The 15768-nt window shown below is 69.6% G+C and carries 17 protein-coding genes; 9 read left to right on the forward strand and 8 right to left on the reverse strand.

The features are described 5' to 3' along the window. Positions 1-12 precede the first annotated feature (12 nt). Positions 13-687, forward strand: coding sequence for a suppressor of fused domain protein (locus ACFYO1_RS21775; RefSeq protein ID WP_387233748.1), 675 nt, complete (start codon positions 13-15; stop codon positions 685-687). A gap of 1 nt (position 688) precedes the next feature. On the opposite strand, the gene ACFYO1_RS21780 is transcribed toward ACFYO1_RS21775, so the two are convergent. The 6 genes from ACFYO1_RS21780 to ACFYO1_RS21805 form a co-directional block, all read right to left on the reverse strand. Next, entirely contained in the window at positions 689-898 is a 210-nt protein-coding gene (locus tag ACFYO1_RS21780) for a hypothetical protein (RefSeq protein WP_387233751.1), read from the reverse strand. 34 nt (positions 899-932) lie between these two features. After that, a complete protein-coding gene (locus ACFYO1_RS21785; protein WP_387233753.1) occupies positions 933-1661 on the reverse strand; it encodes a Clp protease N-terminal domain-containing protein in 729 nt (242 codons plus the stop codon). A 71-nt stretch (positions 1662-1732) separates the two neighbouring features. Continuing rightward, positions 1733-2812 carry an RNA polymerase sigma-70 factor gene (locus ACFYO1_RS21790; protein ID WP_387233755.1) on the reverse strand — a complete coding sequence of 360 codons (1080 nt, stop codon included), beginning with the start codon at positions 2810-2812 and terminating at the stop codon, positions 1733-1735. Between the two features lie 63 nt (positions 2813-2875). Beyond that, on the reverse strand, positions 2876-3778 hold the full coding sequence (locus ACFYO1_RS21795; protein ID WP_387235295.1) for a CDP-alcohol phosphatidyltransferase family protein: 903 nt from the start codon (positions 3776-3778) through the stop codon (positions 2876-2878). Next, a complete protein-coding gene (locus tag ACFYO1_RS21800) occupies positions 3778-4512 on the reverse strand; it encodes a phosphatidylserine decarboxylase (RefSeq protein ID WP_387233758.1) in 735 nt (244 codons plus the stop codon). Before ACFYO1_RS21800 ends, ACFYO1_RS21795 begins: the two co-directional genes overlap by 1 nt. Positions 4513-4614: 102 nt before the next feature. Then, entirely contained in the window at positions 4615-4887 is a 273-nt protein-coding gene (locus tag ACFYO1_RS21805; RefSeq protein WP_387235298.1) for a GlsB/YeaQ/YmgE family stress response membrane protein, read from the reverse strand. Positions 4888-5148: 261 nt separating this feature from the next. On the opposite strand from ACFYO1_RS21805, the gene ACFYO1_RS21810 reads away from it, so the two are divergent. Then, entirely contained in the window at positions 5149-6186 is a 1038-nt protein-coding gene (locus tag ACFYO1_RS21810) for a beta-ketoacyl-ACP synthase III (RefSeq protein ID WP_387233760.1), read from the forward strand. On the opposite strand, the gene ACFYO1_RS21815 is transcribed toward ACFYO1_RS21810, so the two are convergent. Beyond that, on the reverse strand, positions 6183-6911 hold the full coding sequence (locus ACFYO1_RS21815; protein ID WP_387233763.1) for an SIMPL domain-containing protein: 729 nt from the start codon (positions 6909-6911) through the stop codon (positions 6183-6185). The genes ACFYO1_RS21810 and ACFYO1_RS21815 overlap by 4 nt on opposite strands. Positions 6912-6944: 33 nt before the next feature. After that, on the reverse strand, positions 6945-7400 hold the full coding sequence (locus ACFYO1_RS21820) for an SRPBCC family protein (RefSeq protein WP_387233766.1): 456 nt from the start codon (positions 7398-7400) through the stop codon (positions 6945-6947). Between the two features lie 203 nt (positions 7401-7603). Here ACFYO1_RS21820 and ACFYO1_RS21825 point away from each other — a divergent pair, with 203 nt between their 5' ends. The 7 genes from ACFYO1_RS21825 to ACFYO1_RS21855 all read left to right on the forward strand — a co-directional run bounded on the left by ACFYO1_RS21825 (position 7604) and on the right by ACFYO1_RS21855 (position 15681). After that, positions 7604-7768, forward strand: coding sequence for a hypothetical protein (locus ACFYO1_RS21825; RefSeq protein WP_387233769.1), 165 nt, complete (start codon positions 7604-7606; stop codon positions 7766-7768). Between the two features lie 67 nt (positions 7769-7835). Further along, positions 7836-9503: an FAD-dependent oxidoreductase gene (locus tag ACFYO1_RS21830; RefSeq protein ID WP_387233772.1), complete on the forward strand. Its 1668-nt coding sequence runs from the start codon at positions 7836-7838 to the stop codon at positions 9501-9503. A gap of 16 nt (positions 9504-9519) precedes the next feature. Beyond that, positions 9520-11031, forward strand: a complete 1512-nt coding sequence (locus ACFYO1_RS21835) for an ATP-binding protein (RefSeq protein ID WP_387233775.1) — start codon at positions 9520-9522, stop codon at positions 11029-11031. Beyond that, a complete protein-coding gene (locus ACFYO1_RS21840; RefSeq protein WP_387233778.1) occupies positions 11028-11381 on the forward strand; it encodes a UBP-type zinc finger domain-containing protein in 354 nt (117 codons plus the stop codon). Before ACFYO1_RS21835 ends, ACFYO1_RS21840 begins: the two co-directional genes overlap by 4 nt. Positions 11382-11465: 84 nt before the next feature. Continuing rightward, positions 11466-11909: a hypothetical protein gene (locus ACFYO1_RS21845; protein ID WP_387233781.1), complete on the forward strand. Its 444-nt coding sequence runs from the start codon at positions 11466-11468 to the stop codon at positions 11907-11909. A gap of 40 nt (positions 11910-11949) precedes the next feature. After that, positions 11950-14250 (forward strand): AAA family ATPase, encoded by a 2301-nt coding sequence (locus tag ACFYO1_RS21850; protein ID WP_387233783.1) that lies wholly within the window; start codon positions 11950-11952, stop codon positions 14248-14250. A 135-nt stretch (positions 14251-14385) separates the two neighbouring features. Then, entirely contained in the window at positions 14386-15681 is a 1296-nt protein-coding gene (locus tag ACFYO1_RS21855) for a hypothetical protein (RefSeq protein WP_387233786.1), read from the forward strand. Positions 15682-15768 lie beyond the last annotated feature (87 nt).

Below are 15768 nucleotides of genomic sequence, written 5' to 3' on the forward strand. Positions count from 1 at the left end.
TATGGTGATCGGGTGAGTGAAGCACCCGGCTGGACCGCCATCGACGACGCGCTGCGGCCGTTGTACGGCGATCTCGAACCTTTTCATTGGGCCACCGATCACCGCTGGTCGCTCGGCGGGCCCGACCCGCTGGACGGGATCAGCGCGTACTCACGCACCGAACCGGTACCGCACTGGCACTACATCAGTTACGGCATGACCGAGCTGTACGAGAAGGAGTGGGACAACCCCGACGAGTCCGGCTGGGGCTTCGAGTTCACCTTCCGGCTGGTCCGTGAGCCCACCGACACCGAGCCGCCGGTGTGGCCCACGAACTTTCTGCAGAATCTCGCCCGCTATGTCTTCCAGTCCGGCAAGTGGTTCGAGCCGGGGCACACGATCAAGTCGAACGGGCCGATCGCGGCCGACCGGCCGAACTGCACCATCCAGGCCGTCGGCTTCACCGTCGACCCGGAACTCGGCAGCATCGAAACTCCGCACGGGAGTGTGCGATTCCTGCAACTGGTCGGGCTGACCATGCTCGAGTACCGGGCGGCGCAGGGCGGAAAGACGCTGGCGTTACTGGCGGAACTGGCGCCGCAGCTACCGCTGTACGTCACCGATATCGAACGCGCGCCACTGGTCTCCGAGCCGAAACCGCAAGCGCAGTGGCCGCGTTGGGGTGGCGGGCTGCGCGGACGCGCCTAGATCAGGCGGCCAGCGGCAGGTCGAGCGGGCGCTGCCCGACCTGCCGCCGGGACGCGGTGCCGCGCGAGCGAAGCAGCCGCCGCCTGCGCACCCGGGTGGCGTTGACCGCTCGAACTCCGTTGCGCGCACGGCGAATCCGTCCGCGCACGGCCGTCGAACGGACTGCCCCGGCCGAGATGGACACCGCGAGGACGGCCGCACCGATCTTCATCGCGCCTCCGCTCATATCGACGCCCATCCGCGACTCACTGCTGGTCGGCGACGAACGCGGCGAGCAGTTCGACGATGTGCGCCTCGGTCTTCGCCTTATCCATGCCGAGGCCGGTGAGCAGGCCGTTACCGTTCTCCTGCTCGAGCAGCGCGAGCAGGATGTGCTCGGTGCCGATGTAGTTGTGGCCCAGGCGAAGCGCTTCGCGGAAGGTCAACTCGAGAACCTTCTTGGCCTCCGGATCGAACGGGATGAGCGGGGGCACATCGCCTTCGCCCGCCGGCAGCGCGGCGGTTGCGGCGGCGCGCACGGCGTCCAGGGTGATGCCGCTGGTCAGGATCTCTTTCGCACCGATGCCGTTGGGTTCGGCGAGCAGGCCGAGCACCAGGTGCGGGGGCTTGATCTCCTGGTGGTTCGTGGTGCGGGCGGATTCCTGCGCGGCCACGATGACCGAACGCGCCCGGTCGGTGAACCGGGCGAAGCCCGCGTTGGGATCCATTAGCGCGGCCTGGGCCACGTCGCCGGGCCCCTTCGGCACGAACCGCTTCTGCGCGGCCTGCTTGGTGACGCCCATGCTGGCGCCGATATCGGTCCACGAGGCGCCGGCCCGGCGAGCTTGGTCGACGAAGTGGCCGATCAGGTGATCGGCCAGTTCGCCGAGGTGATTTCCGGTGACCACTGCGTCGGACAGCTGGTCGAGCACGTTGTCGGGTCGGGCCTTCTTGATGCCGTCGATCAGATCGTCGAGGCGGTAGGGAATCGTCATGCGTCAACGATAGGTTGACGATTTGTCATCGTCAACCCCGAGTTGACGGCAATCTCACGGTCGCTCGCGACCTACTGCGCGGGGGCGGTCGACCTGGCGAGATAGGCCAGCTTCTCCGGATTCACGACCAGCCGCAGCGTCGCGACCGCGCCCTCGACCAGCTCCACCGCGACCACCGCCACCGGCAGGCCGTTCACCCTGGCCACCGCGGCGGGCGCGCCGTTCACCTGCTCGACGCGGATCTCCATGCCGGGCACCTCCCAGCGGAACAGCCCGGACACGTACCTGGCGACCTTCTTCGCCCCGACCACCGGCCGCCGGGCCGTGTCGAGCTGCCCGCCGCCGTCCGCGATCGAGACCGCGTCGGCGGTGAGCATCTGTTCCAGCGACTCGATGTCCCCGGTCCGTGCCGCCTTCAGGAACCGCTTGATCAGTTCGCCGGCGTACTCGCCCGGAATGTCGAAGCGCGCCCGGCCCTCGCGCACCCGCACCCCGGCCCGCCGGTAGACCTGCTGCGAGTTGGCCTCGCTGATGGTGAGCATGTCGGCGATCTCGCGGTGGGCGTAGCCGAACGCCTCGCGCAGCACGAACACCGCCCGCTCGACCGGCGACAACCGTTCCAGCGCGGTCAGCAGCGCGAACGAGACCAGCTCGCGTTCCTCGACGGTCTCCAGCGGACCGAGCTCGCCGCGCTCGGTGGACACCGGCTCGGGCAGCCACGGCCCGGCGTACGTCTCCCGGCGCGCCCGCGCCGAAACCAGCCAGGTGCGGCACAGATTCACCAGCACGGTGGTCAGCCAGGCCTCGGCGGAACGAATCCGGCTGCGATCGGCGGCAGCCCAGCGCAGATAGGTCTCCTGTACGGCGTCTTCGGCTTCCCCGGCCGCACCGAGCATCCGGTAGGCGAGGGCGAACAGCCGGGGACGATGCGTCACGAATACGCCCAACCCGTCCGGCTCCACCGCTACCTTCTTCCGCGCCCGCCCACCGGACATGACCGTACCGCTCGCACGGTCGGACAGCCGACCGTGTTCACCCCGCGCGGAATCCGCGATACCGAGCAATCGCTTCAGGCCGAACCGGGTGGCGCCGAAGCCACCGATCCCCCACTCACCGAAGTCGAAGCCACCCACTGCCGCCAGAGTGCCCATGCTCCGAGAGCTTGGTCGCCCCGGCTTTCCAAGACCTTAAGAAATCCCAGCAGGAAACAAGGTTCAGCGGGACAGGTCGTCGGTCTCCCGTCGCTTGCCGCCTGGCCTGCGCAAACGCAGCCGCGCGGTGGAGCCGCGGATGGCCGGGCGGCGGATCACCGGCCGCCGCTGGGCCCGGCGTTGCGCGCGCCGCTCGGCCGGCTTGTGCGTCCAGGTCTCCGGGCGCGCGGCGACCCAGCGCTGGGAATGCCAGGCGAACGGGATGTGCACCAGGTACAGCGCGATCAAGATCAGCAGCAGCACCGTCGGATAGGTGACCAGCAGCGCCGCGGCCAGCGCGACGAGCACCAGCAGCCCGGCCGCCGCCTGCGGCGCCACCGACACCGACTTCATGGCCAGCGTCGGCACGGTGCTGACCGCCAGCGCGGCCGCGAGCACGGTCCACGCGGCGACCGCGTAGAAGCCGACCCACCAGCCGTCGCCGAACAGCACGAACAACGCGACCGGCGCCATCGCGATGAGCGCCGCGGCGGGCGCGGGCACCCCGACGAAGTACTCGCGCGACCATTCCGGCCGGGTGTCGTCGTCCAGCAGGGTATTGAACCTGGCCAGGCGCAGCACGATGCTCACCGCGAACAGCAGGGCGATGATCCAGCCCGCGGTCTCGGAGTGCAGCAGCGTCACGTAGAGCACGAGGGCGGGCGCGACGCCGAACGAGATGGCGTCGGAGAGCGAGTCCAGCTCCGCGCCGATCTTGCTGGTGGCGTCCAGCATTCGGGCCAGCCGGCCGTCGAGGGTGTCCAGCACGGCCGCGGCGCCGACCATGGCCAGCGCGAGATCGAGCCGGTTGTCCAGGCCGAACTTCACCGCGGACAGTCCGGAACACAGCGCGAGGATGGTCACCACGCTCGGCAGCAGCCGAATAGAGCGGCGCCGCCGTCCCTGGGTCGGAGCAGCCGCCTCCATCATGAAACGACGGATTGGGTGGACCCGAGCACCGCCAGGACGGTCTCGCCGCCGATGGTGCGCTGTCCCGGTTCGACGAGTAACTCGGTGCCCGCCGGGAAGTAGGTGTCCACCCGGGAGCCGAAGCGGATCAGGCCGTAGGTGTCGCCGATGGTCAGCACGTCACCCACCTGGGCGTCGCACACGATGCGGCGGGCGAGCAGGCCCGCGATCTGCACCACGATCAGCTGATCGCCGGCGGGGGTTTCCAGCACCATGGTGTTGCGCTCGTTCACCGCGCTGGCCTCGGGCAGATCCGCGGACCGGAACTGGCCCGGCTGATGCTGGACCGAACGCACGACGCCAGAGACCGGCGTGCGCTGCACGTGCACATCGAGCACGGACAGGAAGATGCTCACCCGGGGCAGCGGCTGGTCGCCGAGGCCCAATTCCGCGGGGGGCGCGGCGGTGTCGACGAGGGCGATCTCGCCGTCCGCGGGCGCGACCACGGCGCCGGGCCGGTTCGGCGGCACCCGGTTCGGGTGCCGGAAGAAGGTCGCGCACGCGGCGGCGGCCAGCAGGCCCGTCCGGCGGACCCACTTGCGCTTGCCGCCGAGGACGGCGACGGCCAGGGGTGCGGCGACGAACGGAAGCCCGGCGGGGTGCAGCGGGGGGATCGCGTTGCGAACCAGATCGGCGACGTGGCCGACTCCGGTGCGGTCAGGCGTGCCGGGCGGCGTGGGACGGCGGGCCACAGGCTCCTCTTTCGTGCTAGATGCAGTCGGATCGCGCCGTCGACGAGTGGACCGGCGCAAGCGTTCACACCTTACGGGAAAGGAGCCTGTGGCAGGGTGTCGTCAGCTTCGGACCCGGCGTCCCGTCACCAGGCCGACCAGGAACAGCAGAATCACGGCGCCGGCGATGCAGGTGAAGAAGCTGAACCAGAGGCCGCCGCCTTCGACGTCGACGCCGAGCAGCTTCAGCAGGAAGCCGCCGAGCAGGCCGCCGACGATGCCGACCACGATGTTGAGCAAGATGCCCTGCTGGGCGTCCGTCTTCATGATCTTGCTGGCGATCCACCCGGCAAGACCGCCGATGACGATCCATCCGATAATCCCGAGACCGAGCATGGTGTCCTCGCAATCCGCGCCTGCTGTCCGTCGAGCCGTAAGAAAGCAGACACATAGTTGGGGCACGCTGGACTGAGCTTTCAGCATGCTAATCCGCGGATACCCGGAGTTTGTGAGAATACGCACGGCGAAACGCCGACTCTCGGGCTAATATGAGGGTGCCTCATGTCTACGGCTCCGTAGGTGGCGGCTGATGAGGGATCCATTTCGAAGCTTCGGGGACAACCCGGCGGCGGTGCCGCAGGTACATAGGAGACGCACATGGCTGCTCGAATCGCCCAGACCACCGGGGCAGAGCACACGGCGATCCTCGGACTCGGCGTATACCGCCCGGTTCGAGTCGTCACCAACGACGAGGTGGCGGGTCCGATCAACTCGAGCGACGAGTGGATCCAGACGAGGTCGGGGATCAAGACCCGGCGCTTCGCCGACGAGTCGGAGACCGTCCAGAGCATGAGCGTCGCGGCCGCCCAGGGGGCACTGGAATCAGCGGGGATCGCGGTCGACCAGGTCGACTGCGTGATCGTCGCGACGTCGACGCACCTGCTGCTCACCCCGGCCGCCGCACCGCGGATCGCCACCGAACTGGGCATGAACGGCTCGGCCGCCTTCGACGTCTCCGCCGGCTGCGCGGGCTTCTGCCACGCGCTCGCGCTGGCCTCGGACCTGGTCCGCGGCGGCACCGCGGGCCACGTGCTGGTGATCGGCGTGGAGAAGCTGACCGACACGATCAACCCGACCGACCGCTCCACCGCCTTCCTGTTCGCCGACGGCGCGGGCGCGGTGATCGTCGGCCCGTCCGACGAGCCCGGCATCGGGCCGACGGTGTGGGGCTCGGACGGCACCCAGCATCACGCGATCCGCCAGGACAAGGACTGGGTCGAGTTCTTCCGCGAGATCGAGGAGAAGGGCACCGACGCGGTCCGCCCCTACTTGGCGATGGAGGGCACGGCGGTATTCCGCTGGGCCGCACACTCGTTGGAGAAGGTGTGCCGCGACGCCATCGACCGGGCCGGGCTGTCCACCGAGGACCTGGACGCGATGATTCCGCACCAGGCCAACGGCCGGATCATCGAGATCATGGCCCGGGTGCTGAAGCTGCCGGAGAACTGCGCGCTGGCCAACGACATCGAGGAGACCGGCAACACCTCGGCCGCGTCGATCCCGCTGGCGATGGAATCGCTGCTGCGCAAGGGTGAGTCGAAGCCGGGCGATACCGCGCTGCTCATCGCGTTCGGCGCCGGGCTGTCCTACGCGGCGCAGGTCGTGACGCTGCCGAAGTTCGCGATCACGGTCTAGCCCAGGCCCCAGGTGACCTTCACGGTGAAGGTCACCGTCTGGGTGCCCGGCTCCAGCGGAACCGACTGGGCGGCCGAGTCCCGCCCGGACAGCTTGGCGCCGTCGTCGTCGCGGCTGTTCGCCTCGGTGATGGTCATGACCTTCGTCAGCCGCACCCCGGCGAGCACCGCGTACTGCTCCGCCCTGGCCTTGGCATCGGCGAACGCGCGCGCCCTGGCGTCGGCGAGCAGCTGCGAGTTGTCGTCGATCGCGAAAGACACCGAGCGCAGCCGGGTTTCGTTGCCGCCGGCCTTGATCGCGCTGTCCAGCACGCCGGAAGCCTTGCTCAGATCCCGCACGACGACGCGGACCGAGTTGCCGGCGCGGTAGCCGACGACGGTGTTGCCGCCGTCCTGGCCGCCCGCGTACTGCGGCTGGATCGAGACGTCGGTGGTGCGCACGTCCTCCCGGGTGGCGCCCGCGCCGATTATCGCGTCGGTCATCGCCTTGGCCCGGTCGTTGGCCCGGCTGATCGCGGCCGAGACGTTGTCCGCGGTGACCTCGACGCCGATGTCGGCGTTCAGGATGTCCGGGGCGCCGCGCACCTGACCGCTGCCGACCACGGTCACCTCGCGCTCGGGTCCCGCATCCGACGAGCCGCAGCCCGTCGCCAGTGCGGCGGTCGCCGCGAGTGCGGCAGCCGCCGCAGGCCAGCGCGTCATTCGCATACTCGGCAACTTACGCATCGAACGCGAACCACCGAGCCCGAACACGCCGAACTAGATGTGCGCCTCGACCTCGGTCTTGATCTTGCCGAGCGTCTCGTGCATGCCGCGGATCAGTGCCTCCTCGAACGGCGCTTCGCCGCCGAGCGCGGCATCGATGGACTTGCGGGAGAACCAGGTGGTGCCGTTGGGCATGTCGCGGCGCTCGACCAGCCGGGTGCCGGACTCGGTCGCCTCCAGCGTGTAACTCCAGATCGACCGGTTCTCGTTGATCTTGAACGCGAACGCCTGGTTCGGCTCGAACCGCACGATGCGCGCGGTGGTCGGCCAATACTTCTTGCCGTCGGTGTTCAGGTTGAGCACCCAGGTGCCCGCCTTCGGGGCGCCGAGCGGAACCATCCGCACGCACTGCGGGCTGAACTCGGGCATGCGCTTGAGATTCGAGACCACCGCCCACACTTTGTCCGGCGGCGCGGCGATATCAATGGTGGCTTCGAGATTCTTCGGCAACGCTGCCTCCGGTATTCATGTGAGCGGCAGGCAGTTTGCCCGGTCGGTCACGTTCGATAGTCAGGGCACATTTTAATCGGGAAGACAGTTGGGTCACATTCCGCATGTTGTGCATCGATCTTCGTAATGGCCAGCGCACAATGCCGGATAGAAGAAGCAAAGACACTGCCTCCAGCTTTCCCGCCAACGTGAGGTGACCGGCCGTGAACCTGCGCTCCCTCTTACCCAGACGCCATGCGGACCGAGTTCCGCTGCTGCCCGCCGACGACTCCGACAGCGGCCCGCCGGGGCGCGGCCAATCCGCGGAAAATCTCGAGCGGCTGCTCACCACCGACGAGCTCGACCTGATCCGGCAGCACATGCTGTGACGCGGTCGTGTCCGCTACGAGTGAAACACCGACGACACGGTTTGCACCGACGATTCATACTCGTTAGGTGACTTCACCCGCTGCCACGAAACCGGCCATCCTGAGTGTCGACGACGACCCCGGGGTTTCCCGGGCGGTCGTGCGCGACCTGCGGCGACGCTATGGCGCCGAATACCGGATTCTGCGCGCGGAATCGGGCGCCCAGGCGCTCGAGGCGCTGCGTGAGATGAAATTGCGCGGCCAGCCGGTCGCGGTCTTGATCGCCGACTACCGGATGCCGGGCATGGACGGCATCGAATTCCTGGAGCAGGCGATGGACCTGCACCCGTTCGCCCGCCGCGTGCTGCTGACCGCCTACGCCGACACCAGCGCCGCGATCAACGCGATCAACGTGGTCGACCTGGATCACTACCTGCTCAAGCCGTGGGACCCGCCGGAGGAGAAGCTGTACCCGGTGCTGGACGGCCTGCTCGACGCCTGGCGCAGCAGCGAACACCGGCCGGTCACCGAGACCAAGGTGGTCGGCAACCGCTGGTCGCCGCGCTCCTCGGAGGTGCGCGAGTTCCTCGCCCGCAATCAACTGCCCTACCGCTGGTACCTGGCCGACGAGCCGGAGGGCGCGCGGCTGCTCGAGGCGGCCGGCGCCGATCCCGAGCGATGTCCGGTGGTCATCACCGCGACCGGTGACGCCCTGGTGCAGCCGTCGGACAACGAGCTCGCGCAGAACGTCGGGCTCACGGTCAACGCGACGGGCGATTTCTACGACCTGATCGTGGTCGGCGGCGGGCCGGCCGGGCTCGGCGCCGCGGTGTACGGCGCCTCGGAGGGCCTGCGCACCGTGCTGGTCGAGCGCACCGCGACCGGCGGTCAAGCCGGGCAGAGCTCGCGCATCGAGAACTACCTCGGCTTCCCGGATGGCGTGTCCGGCGGTCAGCTCGCCGATCGGGCGCGGCGGCAGGCGGCGAAGTTCGGCGCCGAGGTGATCACCACCCGCGAGGTGACCTCGCTGGAGGTCAACGGTTCCGCGCGCACGGTGCGCTTCGCCGACGGAGGCCGGCTCTGCGCGCATACGGTGATCATCGCGACCGGCGTCGACTACCGCAGGCATCCGGCCCGCGGCGTCGACGACTTCACCGGGCGCGGTGTGTATTACGGCTCGGCGATGACCGAGGCCGCCGAATGCGCCGACCGCGACGTCTATATCGTCGGCGGCGCGAATTCCGCCGGACAGGCGGCGGTGTTCTTGTCCCGCAACGCGAAAACCGTCCATCTGGTCGTGCGGTCCGGCTCGCTGGACAATTCGATGTCGCACTACCTGGTCCAGCAGATCGCGCAATTGCCGAATATCAAGGTGCACACCAATACCGAGGTGATCGCCGCCGACGGCGACGAGCATCTGCAACAGATCGTGTTGCGCAACAACGAAACCGGCAACGAGGAAAAGGCCGAGGCCGAGCGCCTGTTCCTGTTCATCGGCGCCGCACCGCAAACCGATTGGCTGGACGGGGTGATCAAGCGCGACGAGGCCGGCTACGTGCTGGCCGGCCCAGACCTGCTGGTCGACGGCGCGCGCCCGGCGGGCTGGGAACTGACCCGTCCACCCCATCATCTGGAAACCAGCGTGCCCGGCGTGTTCGTGGCCGGCGACGTGCACGCCGACTCGGCCAAGCGGGTCGCCTCGGCGGTCGGCGAGGGCGCGATGGCGGTCATGCTCGTGCACCGGTATCTAGCCTGAACAGGAGGGCGGACATATGAATTCAACCGAGAACGCGGGCCGCAGCAGCCGGTTGGTCTGCGACCCAGCGGAATTGCGCACCCTGTTCCTGTTCGAGAAGCTGACCGACGAGCAGCTGGACTGGCTGTGCCGGGACGGGCGGATCGAAACCATCGAGCCGGGCCTGGTTTTCCGCGAGGGCGAGCCGGCCACCTGCTTCTATGTGCTGATGGAGGGCGAGGTGGTGCTGACCAAGCTGTCCGGCGGCACCGAGATCGAGCTGGTCCGTACCTCGCACCACGGCGCCTACTCCGGCGCGTGGATGGCCTACATCGGCGACAAGGTCGACCAGACCTACAACGGGTCGCTGAAGGTGACGGTGCCGTCGCGATTCTTCGTGCTCGACGCCGCGATCTTCGCCCAGATGGTGCAGGAATGGTTCCCGATGGCGGTGCACCTGCTGGAGGGCGTGTTCTTCGGCAACCGCAACGCCAACGCGCGGGTCGGCCAGCGTGAGCGGCTGCTCGCCCTCGGCTCGCTGTCCGCGGGCCTGACCCACGAGCTCAACAACCCGGCGGCCGCGGCGGTGCGGGCCACCTCCGGCCTGCGCGAACGGGTCGCCGGCATGCGGCACAAGCTGGCCATGATGGCCGACGGCAAGTTCGACACCGCCTCGCTCGGCGCGCTGGTGCGGCTGCAAGAAGAAGCCGCGGCGCAGGTGGCCAAGGCGCCGGAGCTGACCCCGATGGAGGCCGCCGATCGGGAGGACGTGCTCGGCGAGTGGTTCGAGGAACACGACATCATCGACGGCTGGAGCCTCGCGCCGAACTTCGTCCAGGCCGGCTTCGATGTCGACTGGCTGGAGCGGGTGTCGGCCACCCTCGAGGGCGCCACGGAAAAGGTGTTCGAAGGCGCGATCCGCTGGTTGAACTACACCATCGAGACCGAGCTGATGATGAACGAGATCGCCGACTCCACCACGCGGATCTCGTCACTGGTCAATGCTGCCAAACAGTATTCGCAGATGGACCGCGCGCCGTTCCAGGTGGTGGACATCCACGATCTGCTGGACAGCACGCTGGTGATGCTGAGCCGCAAAATCGGCGACGGCATCGAGGTGGTCAAGGAGTACGACCGCTCGCTGCCACAAGTCCCTTGCTACGCAGCGGAATTGAATCAGGTGTGGACCAACCTGATCGACAACGCGGTCTACGCGATGGGCGGGCGGGGCACCCTGAGCGTCCGCACCAGGCACGAAAACGACTGTGCCGTTATCGAAATCGGCGACACCGGTCCCGGTATCCCGGAGGACGTGCGCAGCCGGATCTTCGAGCCGTTCTTCACCACCAAGCCGATGGGCGAGGGCACCGGGCTCGGCCTGGACATCTCGTTCCGGATCGTGGTGAACAAGCACGACGGCGACATCCAGGTCGATTCCGAGCCGGGCAACACGCGATTCACCGTGTGGCTGCCGCTGAATCGCACGCCGGACGATCCGGCGGAGCAGAATCAGGCCGAACCGGAAACCACTTCAGGAGGTCAACGATGACGCAGGAGCTAGAGGGCATCGACACCGCGGTGCCGCCCAGTGGTACCGGTTGCGTGGAATGCGAAGCGGCGCAGGGCTGGTGGGTGCATCTGCGCCGGTGCGCGCAGTGCGGGCACATCGGCTGTTGCGATACCTCGCCGGCCCAGCACGCCAGCCTGCACGCGAAAGACACCGGCCACCCGTTCATTCAGAGCTTCGAACCGGGCGAGGACTGGTACTACAACTTCCAGACCGACGAAATGTACGGCGACGGACCGGAACTCGCCCCGCCGAACAGCCACCCGGCCGACCAGGGCGCGCCGGGCCCGCGCGACCGGGTGCCGGCGGACTGGCAGGCACACATCCACTGAAACCCCGCGCACCCGGTACGCTGCACCGGACGTGCCGGGTGTGCCGGTGCTGATCGACGACATATCCACCGGGGAAAGCACGGTATGAAGCGAACTTCCGCCATCGTCCTGGCCACCGGGACGGTGGCTTTGCTGCTGGCCGGCTGCGGCCAGTCCGCGAACGATTCCGCCGACGCGAACGGACTGCGCAAGGGCGACGCGACCACCAGCGCGACCGCGCCGGCCGCGAAGCCGTCGGCCCCGGCCCCCGCGCCGAGCCCCGGCACCCCGGCCAAGTCGCCGGCCGCCGAGCAGCCGGGCACGCCCGCGTCCGGCGATCCGGCGAAGACCACCTGCGGCGAGTTCAAGAAGCTGGATACCGACGCGGAGAAGGCGGTGATCGAGCAGATCCTGGCGGCCAACCCGGACAGCACGTTCACCGGCAGCCCCAACGTCGCGCTCGGCACCGCAAAGCTGGTCTGCCTGTCCGGCAGCGTGGCCGACACTCCCGTCGCGGTCGCCGCCGGGATCGTCCCCAAGAACAAGTAGCCCCGCCCACGAGCACGCCCCGGCGCGGCAGAATGGCACGGTGGCAGAACTCGCGCTCACCGCTCGCCTGAATCCTTCCGCGGCCGACGCCCGGCGGGGGGTGGTGCGACTGCATCCGGAGGCGCTGACCGCACTGGGGTTGCGCGAGTGGGACGGCATCGCGCTGGTCGGCGCGCGCCGCACCGCGGCGGTGGTCGGCGTTGCCCCGCCGGACACCCCGGCCGGGGTCGCGCTGCTGGATGACGTGACGCTGTCCAACGCCGGCCTGCGCGAGGACGCGACGGTGGTCGTCGCGCCGGTGACCGTGTACGGCGCCAAGCAGATCTCGGTGAGCGGCTCGGTGCACGCCACCCGCACCATCCCGGCGGCGACGCTGCGCCAGGCACTGCTCGGCAAGGTGGTGACGGTCGGCGACACGGTCTCCCTGCTGCCCCGCGACCTCGGGCCGGAGATCAGCTCCGCCGCTGCTTCCCAAGCACTTTCGCGCACCTTCGGCATCGCCTGGACCACCGAGCTGCTCACCGTCACCGCCACCGATCCGCGCGGCCCGGTCAGCGTGCAGCCGAACACCGCGGTCGCCTGGGGCGCCGGGGTGGTCGCGGCCAGAGACGCCGCCGACCGGGCGCTGGCCGGGACACCGATCCCACCGGGCGAGGCGTCTCGCGGCGCGACCGAGGCCGCCGCGTTCGACGGCGCGGCAGCCGCGCAGGGCGCGTCGAACGGTCGCGGCGCGGCCGTCCGGGACACCGATCCGCTGATCACCGTCAAAGACCTGGCCGGCATGCACAGCCAGGCGACGAAACTCACCGAGTGGCTCAGCCTCGCCCTGGACGAGCCCGAACTGCTCAAAACCCTCGGCGCGACACCGCGTCTCGGCGTCCTGATCACCGGCCCGGCCGGCGTCGGCAAGGCCACGCTGGCCCGCGCGGTCACCGCGCCGCGTCGCGTGGTCGAGCTGGACGGCCCGACCATCGGCGCCGCGGAGAGCGGCACCCGGCTGCGCGAGGTGGCCGAGGCGGTCGCCGATGCCTGTTCCGGACAGGGCGGTGTCCTGCTGATCACCGACATCGACGCGCTGCTGCCCGTACCGGCCGAGCCGGTGGCCACGCTCATCCTGGACCAGCTGCGCGCCGCGGTCGCCGAACCGTGCGTCGCCTTCCTCGCGACAACCGCGCACCCCGCGGGCGTCGACCCCCGGCTGCGCGCACCCGACCTATGCGACCGTGAGCTCGCCCTCGCGCTGCCCACCGCTACGGTGCGCAAGTCGCTGCTGGAGCAGTTGCTGCGCCGGGTGCCGACGGCCGAGCTGAAGCTCGATGAGATCGCCGCGCGCACACCGGGTTTCGTGGTATCCGACCTGGCCGCACTCTGCCGGGAGGCGGCCCTGCGCGCCGCGTCACGGGCCAGCAGGGAGCACTCGGATCCGCAACTGACCCAACCGGATCTGCTCGGCGCGCTGAAAGTGATTCGGCCGCTGTCGCGTTCGGGCATGGACGAGCCGGCCATCGGCAGCCTCACCCTGGACGAGGTCGGCGACATGGTGGAGACCAAGCAGGCGCTGACCGAAACGGTGTTATGGCCGCTGCGGCACCCGGATTCGTTCGCCCGGCTCGGCGTAGACCCGCCGCGCGGCGTGCTGCTCTACGGCCCGCCCGGCTGCGGCAAGACCTTCCTGGTGCGGGCGCTGGCCGGTACCGGCCAGCTCAGCGTGCACACGGTCAAGGGCGCCGAACTGATGGACAAGTGGGTCGGCTCGTCCGAGCGCGCGGTGCGCGAATTATTCCAGCGCGCACGCGATTCCGCGCCCTCGCTGATCTTCCTCGACGAGGTGGACGCGCTCGCGCCGCGGCGCGGCCAGACCGGTGATTCCGGCGTCGGCGACCGGGTGGTCGCCGCGCTGCTCACCGAACTCGACGGGGTGGAACCGCTGCGCGACGTGGTGGTGCTCGGCGCGACGAACCGCCCGGAACTGATCGACCCCGCGCTGCTGCGCCCCGGCCGGCTGGAGCGGCTGGTCTTCGTGCCGCCGCCGGACAGCGCCGCCCGGCTGGAGATTCTGCGCACCGCGGGCCGCGCGGTCCCGCTCGCCGCCGACGTCGATCTCGCCGCGCTGGCCCGCAAGCTCGACGGCTACTCCGCCGCGGACTGCGCGGCGCTGCTGCGCGAGGCCGCGCTGACCGCCATGCGCCGCGACCTGGACGCGGCCGACGTCACCGCGGCGGACGTGGCGGCGGCGCGGGCCACGGTCCGGCCGTCACTGGACGCGTTGCAGGTCGAGTCGCTGCGCCGCTACGCGGAGACCCGCGGCCAGTCCGCGAGCAACGAGGGTCGTTACCTCTGACCGCCGGCGTCCGGATGGCATACGCACCGTCAACCGCCATATTCTGACATTTCGCCCATTTCGACATGCTCGCGCCACGTGAGGGCAATCACAGATTCCCCGGTCGAGCGCAGGTATGTTCGGCACGTGCGGCGGATGGGTGATGCGTTCGACGCGGTCACGGCCTTTTTCGGGGCCGCGGTCGCGGGTGTGACGCTGTTCCTGCCGGTCACCTTCTCCTCGATCCGGCAGAGCACGCCGTACCAGATCACTAACCTGTGGGACAGCGTGCCGCGCGGCGCGGCCATCGGCGTGATCGTCGCGGTCGCGGTCGCCGTGCTGGTCGGCACCGCCTTCCGCCCGGCGACCGCGTGGCTGGTCGCGGTGCTCGGCACGCTCGCGCAGCTGATCAATCACAGTGCCGGACGCCATGTCTCGTCCGCCGACATGCTCACCACGCAGAACTACGTCGACGCGGTGTGCGCCGGCATCCTGCTCGGCGGGCTCGGCGTCGCGGCGCTGCGCAGGCCGGTGCTCGCCGGGGGCTTCGCACTCGGTGGCGCCGGATTCTTCGTGTTCAGCGACCTGGCGGACTTCCTGGACATCGACGACAACCCGCTCGACGTGCTGGAAACGCCGCCGAGCTGGTTGATCGCGCTGACGATGGTGCTGCTGGCGCTGAGTGCCTTGCGCAATCGGGCCACGGCCGACCGGCCGGAGCCCGCGCGGTCGTCGATCGAGCTGCCGATCGCACCGATCCTCGCGGCGACGGTGCTCGCCCTGGTCATCCTGGCCATCACCGAATGGCTGCAACGCCAGTACACCAACGCCCCCGCCATCGATCACGCCGTCGACATCGGGCTCACCGCCGCGGCCACCGTGTTCGCCGCGACCGCGGCGGCCATGCTGCTGCCCGGCCGCGACGGGTACGGCGTCTACCTCGCGGTCAGCCTCACCGCGGTCGCCGACGCCTTCGGCTATGCCGGCCGGCCCGGCTGGAGCGTCTGGGTGCTGCTCGCGCTGACCGCTCTCGGCCTGATCGCCGGGGCCAGGCGGCCCTCGGTGCTGGTGGCGGTCGCGCTGCTCGCGGCGATCGCCCTGTTCGCCATCCTCACCCCGCCCGAGGCGAACTGGATCCTGTTCTCCCTCGGCAGCGCGGTGCTCGCCCTCACCGCCGGTTACTGCTGCTCGTCCGCGCGGCCGCAGTTCGCGCCGAGCGGCGTGCTGGCCATCGCCGCGCTCTACCTGCCGACCGCCATCTCCGTGCTACCCGACGACAACAAGAGCTGGCATCTGCCGGACAACGCGGCGCACGACACCACCCCGGGCCGCACCGCGCTGGCGATCGTGCTCGGCAGCGCGGTCGGCCTCGCCGTGCTGCACCACTTCCGGCCGCGCGGCCGGCCGCAGGCCACCGGCCCCTCGACGGACGAAGCGTTAGCGGATATATAGCCCCATCGCCGTCATGTACCCGACGCCATAACCACGGAGGACGCGGAAATCTCCAGGCTCCACGTAGGATTGTCCCGCACCACCCCG

This window comes from Nocardia sp. NPDC006044 (assembly GCF_042871115.1).
Lineage (GTDB): Bacteria > Actinomycetota > Actinomycetes > Mycobacteriales > Mycobacteriaceae > Nocardia.

Excerpts from the sequence above, each read along its gene's own strand:
- ACFYO1_RS21795 (WP_387235295.1), bottom strand. The coding sequence starts at position 3,778 with ATGGAGGCGGCTGCTCCGACCCAGGGACGGCGGCGCCGCTCTATTCGG.
- ACFYO1_RS21810 (WP_387233760.1), top strand. The coding sequence starts at position 5,149 with ATGGCTGCTCGAATCGCCCAGACCACCGGGGCAGAGCACACGGCGATC.
- ACFYO1_RS21815 (WP_387233763.1), bottom strand. The coding sequence starts at position 6,911 with ATGCGTAAGTTGCCGAGTATGCGAATGACGCGCTGGCCTGCGGCGGCT.
- ACFYO1_RS21835 (WP_387233775.1), top strand. The coding sequence starts at position 9,520 with ATGAATTCAACCGAGAACGCGGGCCGCAGCAGCCGGTTGGTCTGCGAC.
- ACFYO1_RS21840 (WP_387233778.1), top strand. The coding sequence starts at position 11,028 with ATGACGCAGGAGCTAGAGGGCATCGACACCGCGGTGCCGCCCAGTGGT.
- ACFYO1_RS21780 (WP_387233751.1), bottom strand. The coding sequence starts at position 898 with ATGAAGATCGGTGCGGCCGTCCTCGCGGTGTCCATCTCGGCCGGGGCA.
- ACFYO1_RS21845 (WP_387233781.1), top strand. The coding sequence starts at position 11,466 with ATGAAGCGAACTTCCGCCATCGTCCTGGCCACCGGGACGGTGGCTTTG.
- ACFYO1_RS21855 (WP_387233786.1), top strand. The coding sequence starts at position 14,386 with ATGGGTGATGCGTTCGACGCGGTCACGGCCTTTTTCGGGGCCGCGGTC.
- ACFYO1_RS21790 (WP_387233755.1), bottom strand. The coding sequence starts at position 2,812 with ATGGGCACTCTGGCGGCAGTGGGTGGCTTCGACTTCGGTGAGTGGGGG.
- ACFYO1_RS21785 (WP_387233753.1), bottom strand. The coding sequence starts at position 1,661 with ATGACGATTCCCTACCGCCTCGACGATCTGATCGACGGCATCAAGAAG.
- ACFYO1_RS21805 (WP_387235298.1), bottom strand. The coding sequence starts at position 4,887 with ATGCTCGGTCTCGGGATTATCGGATGGATCGTCATCGGCGGTCTTGCC.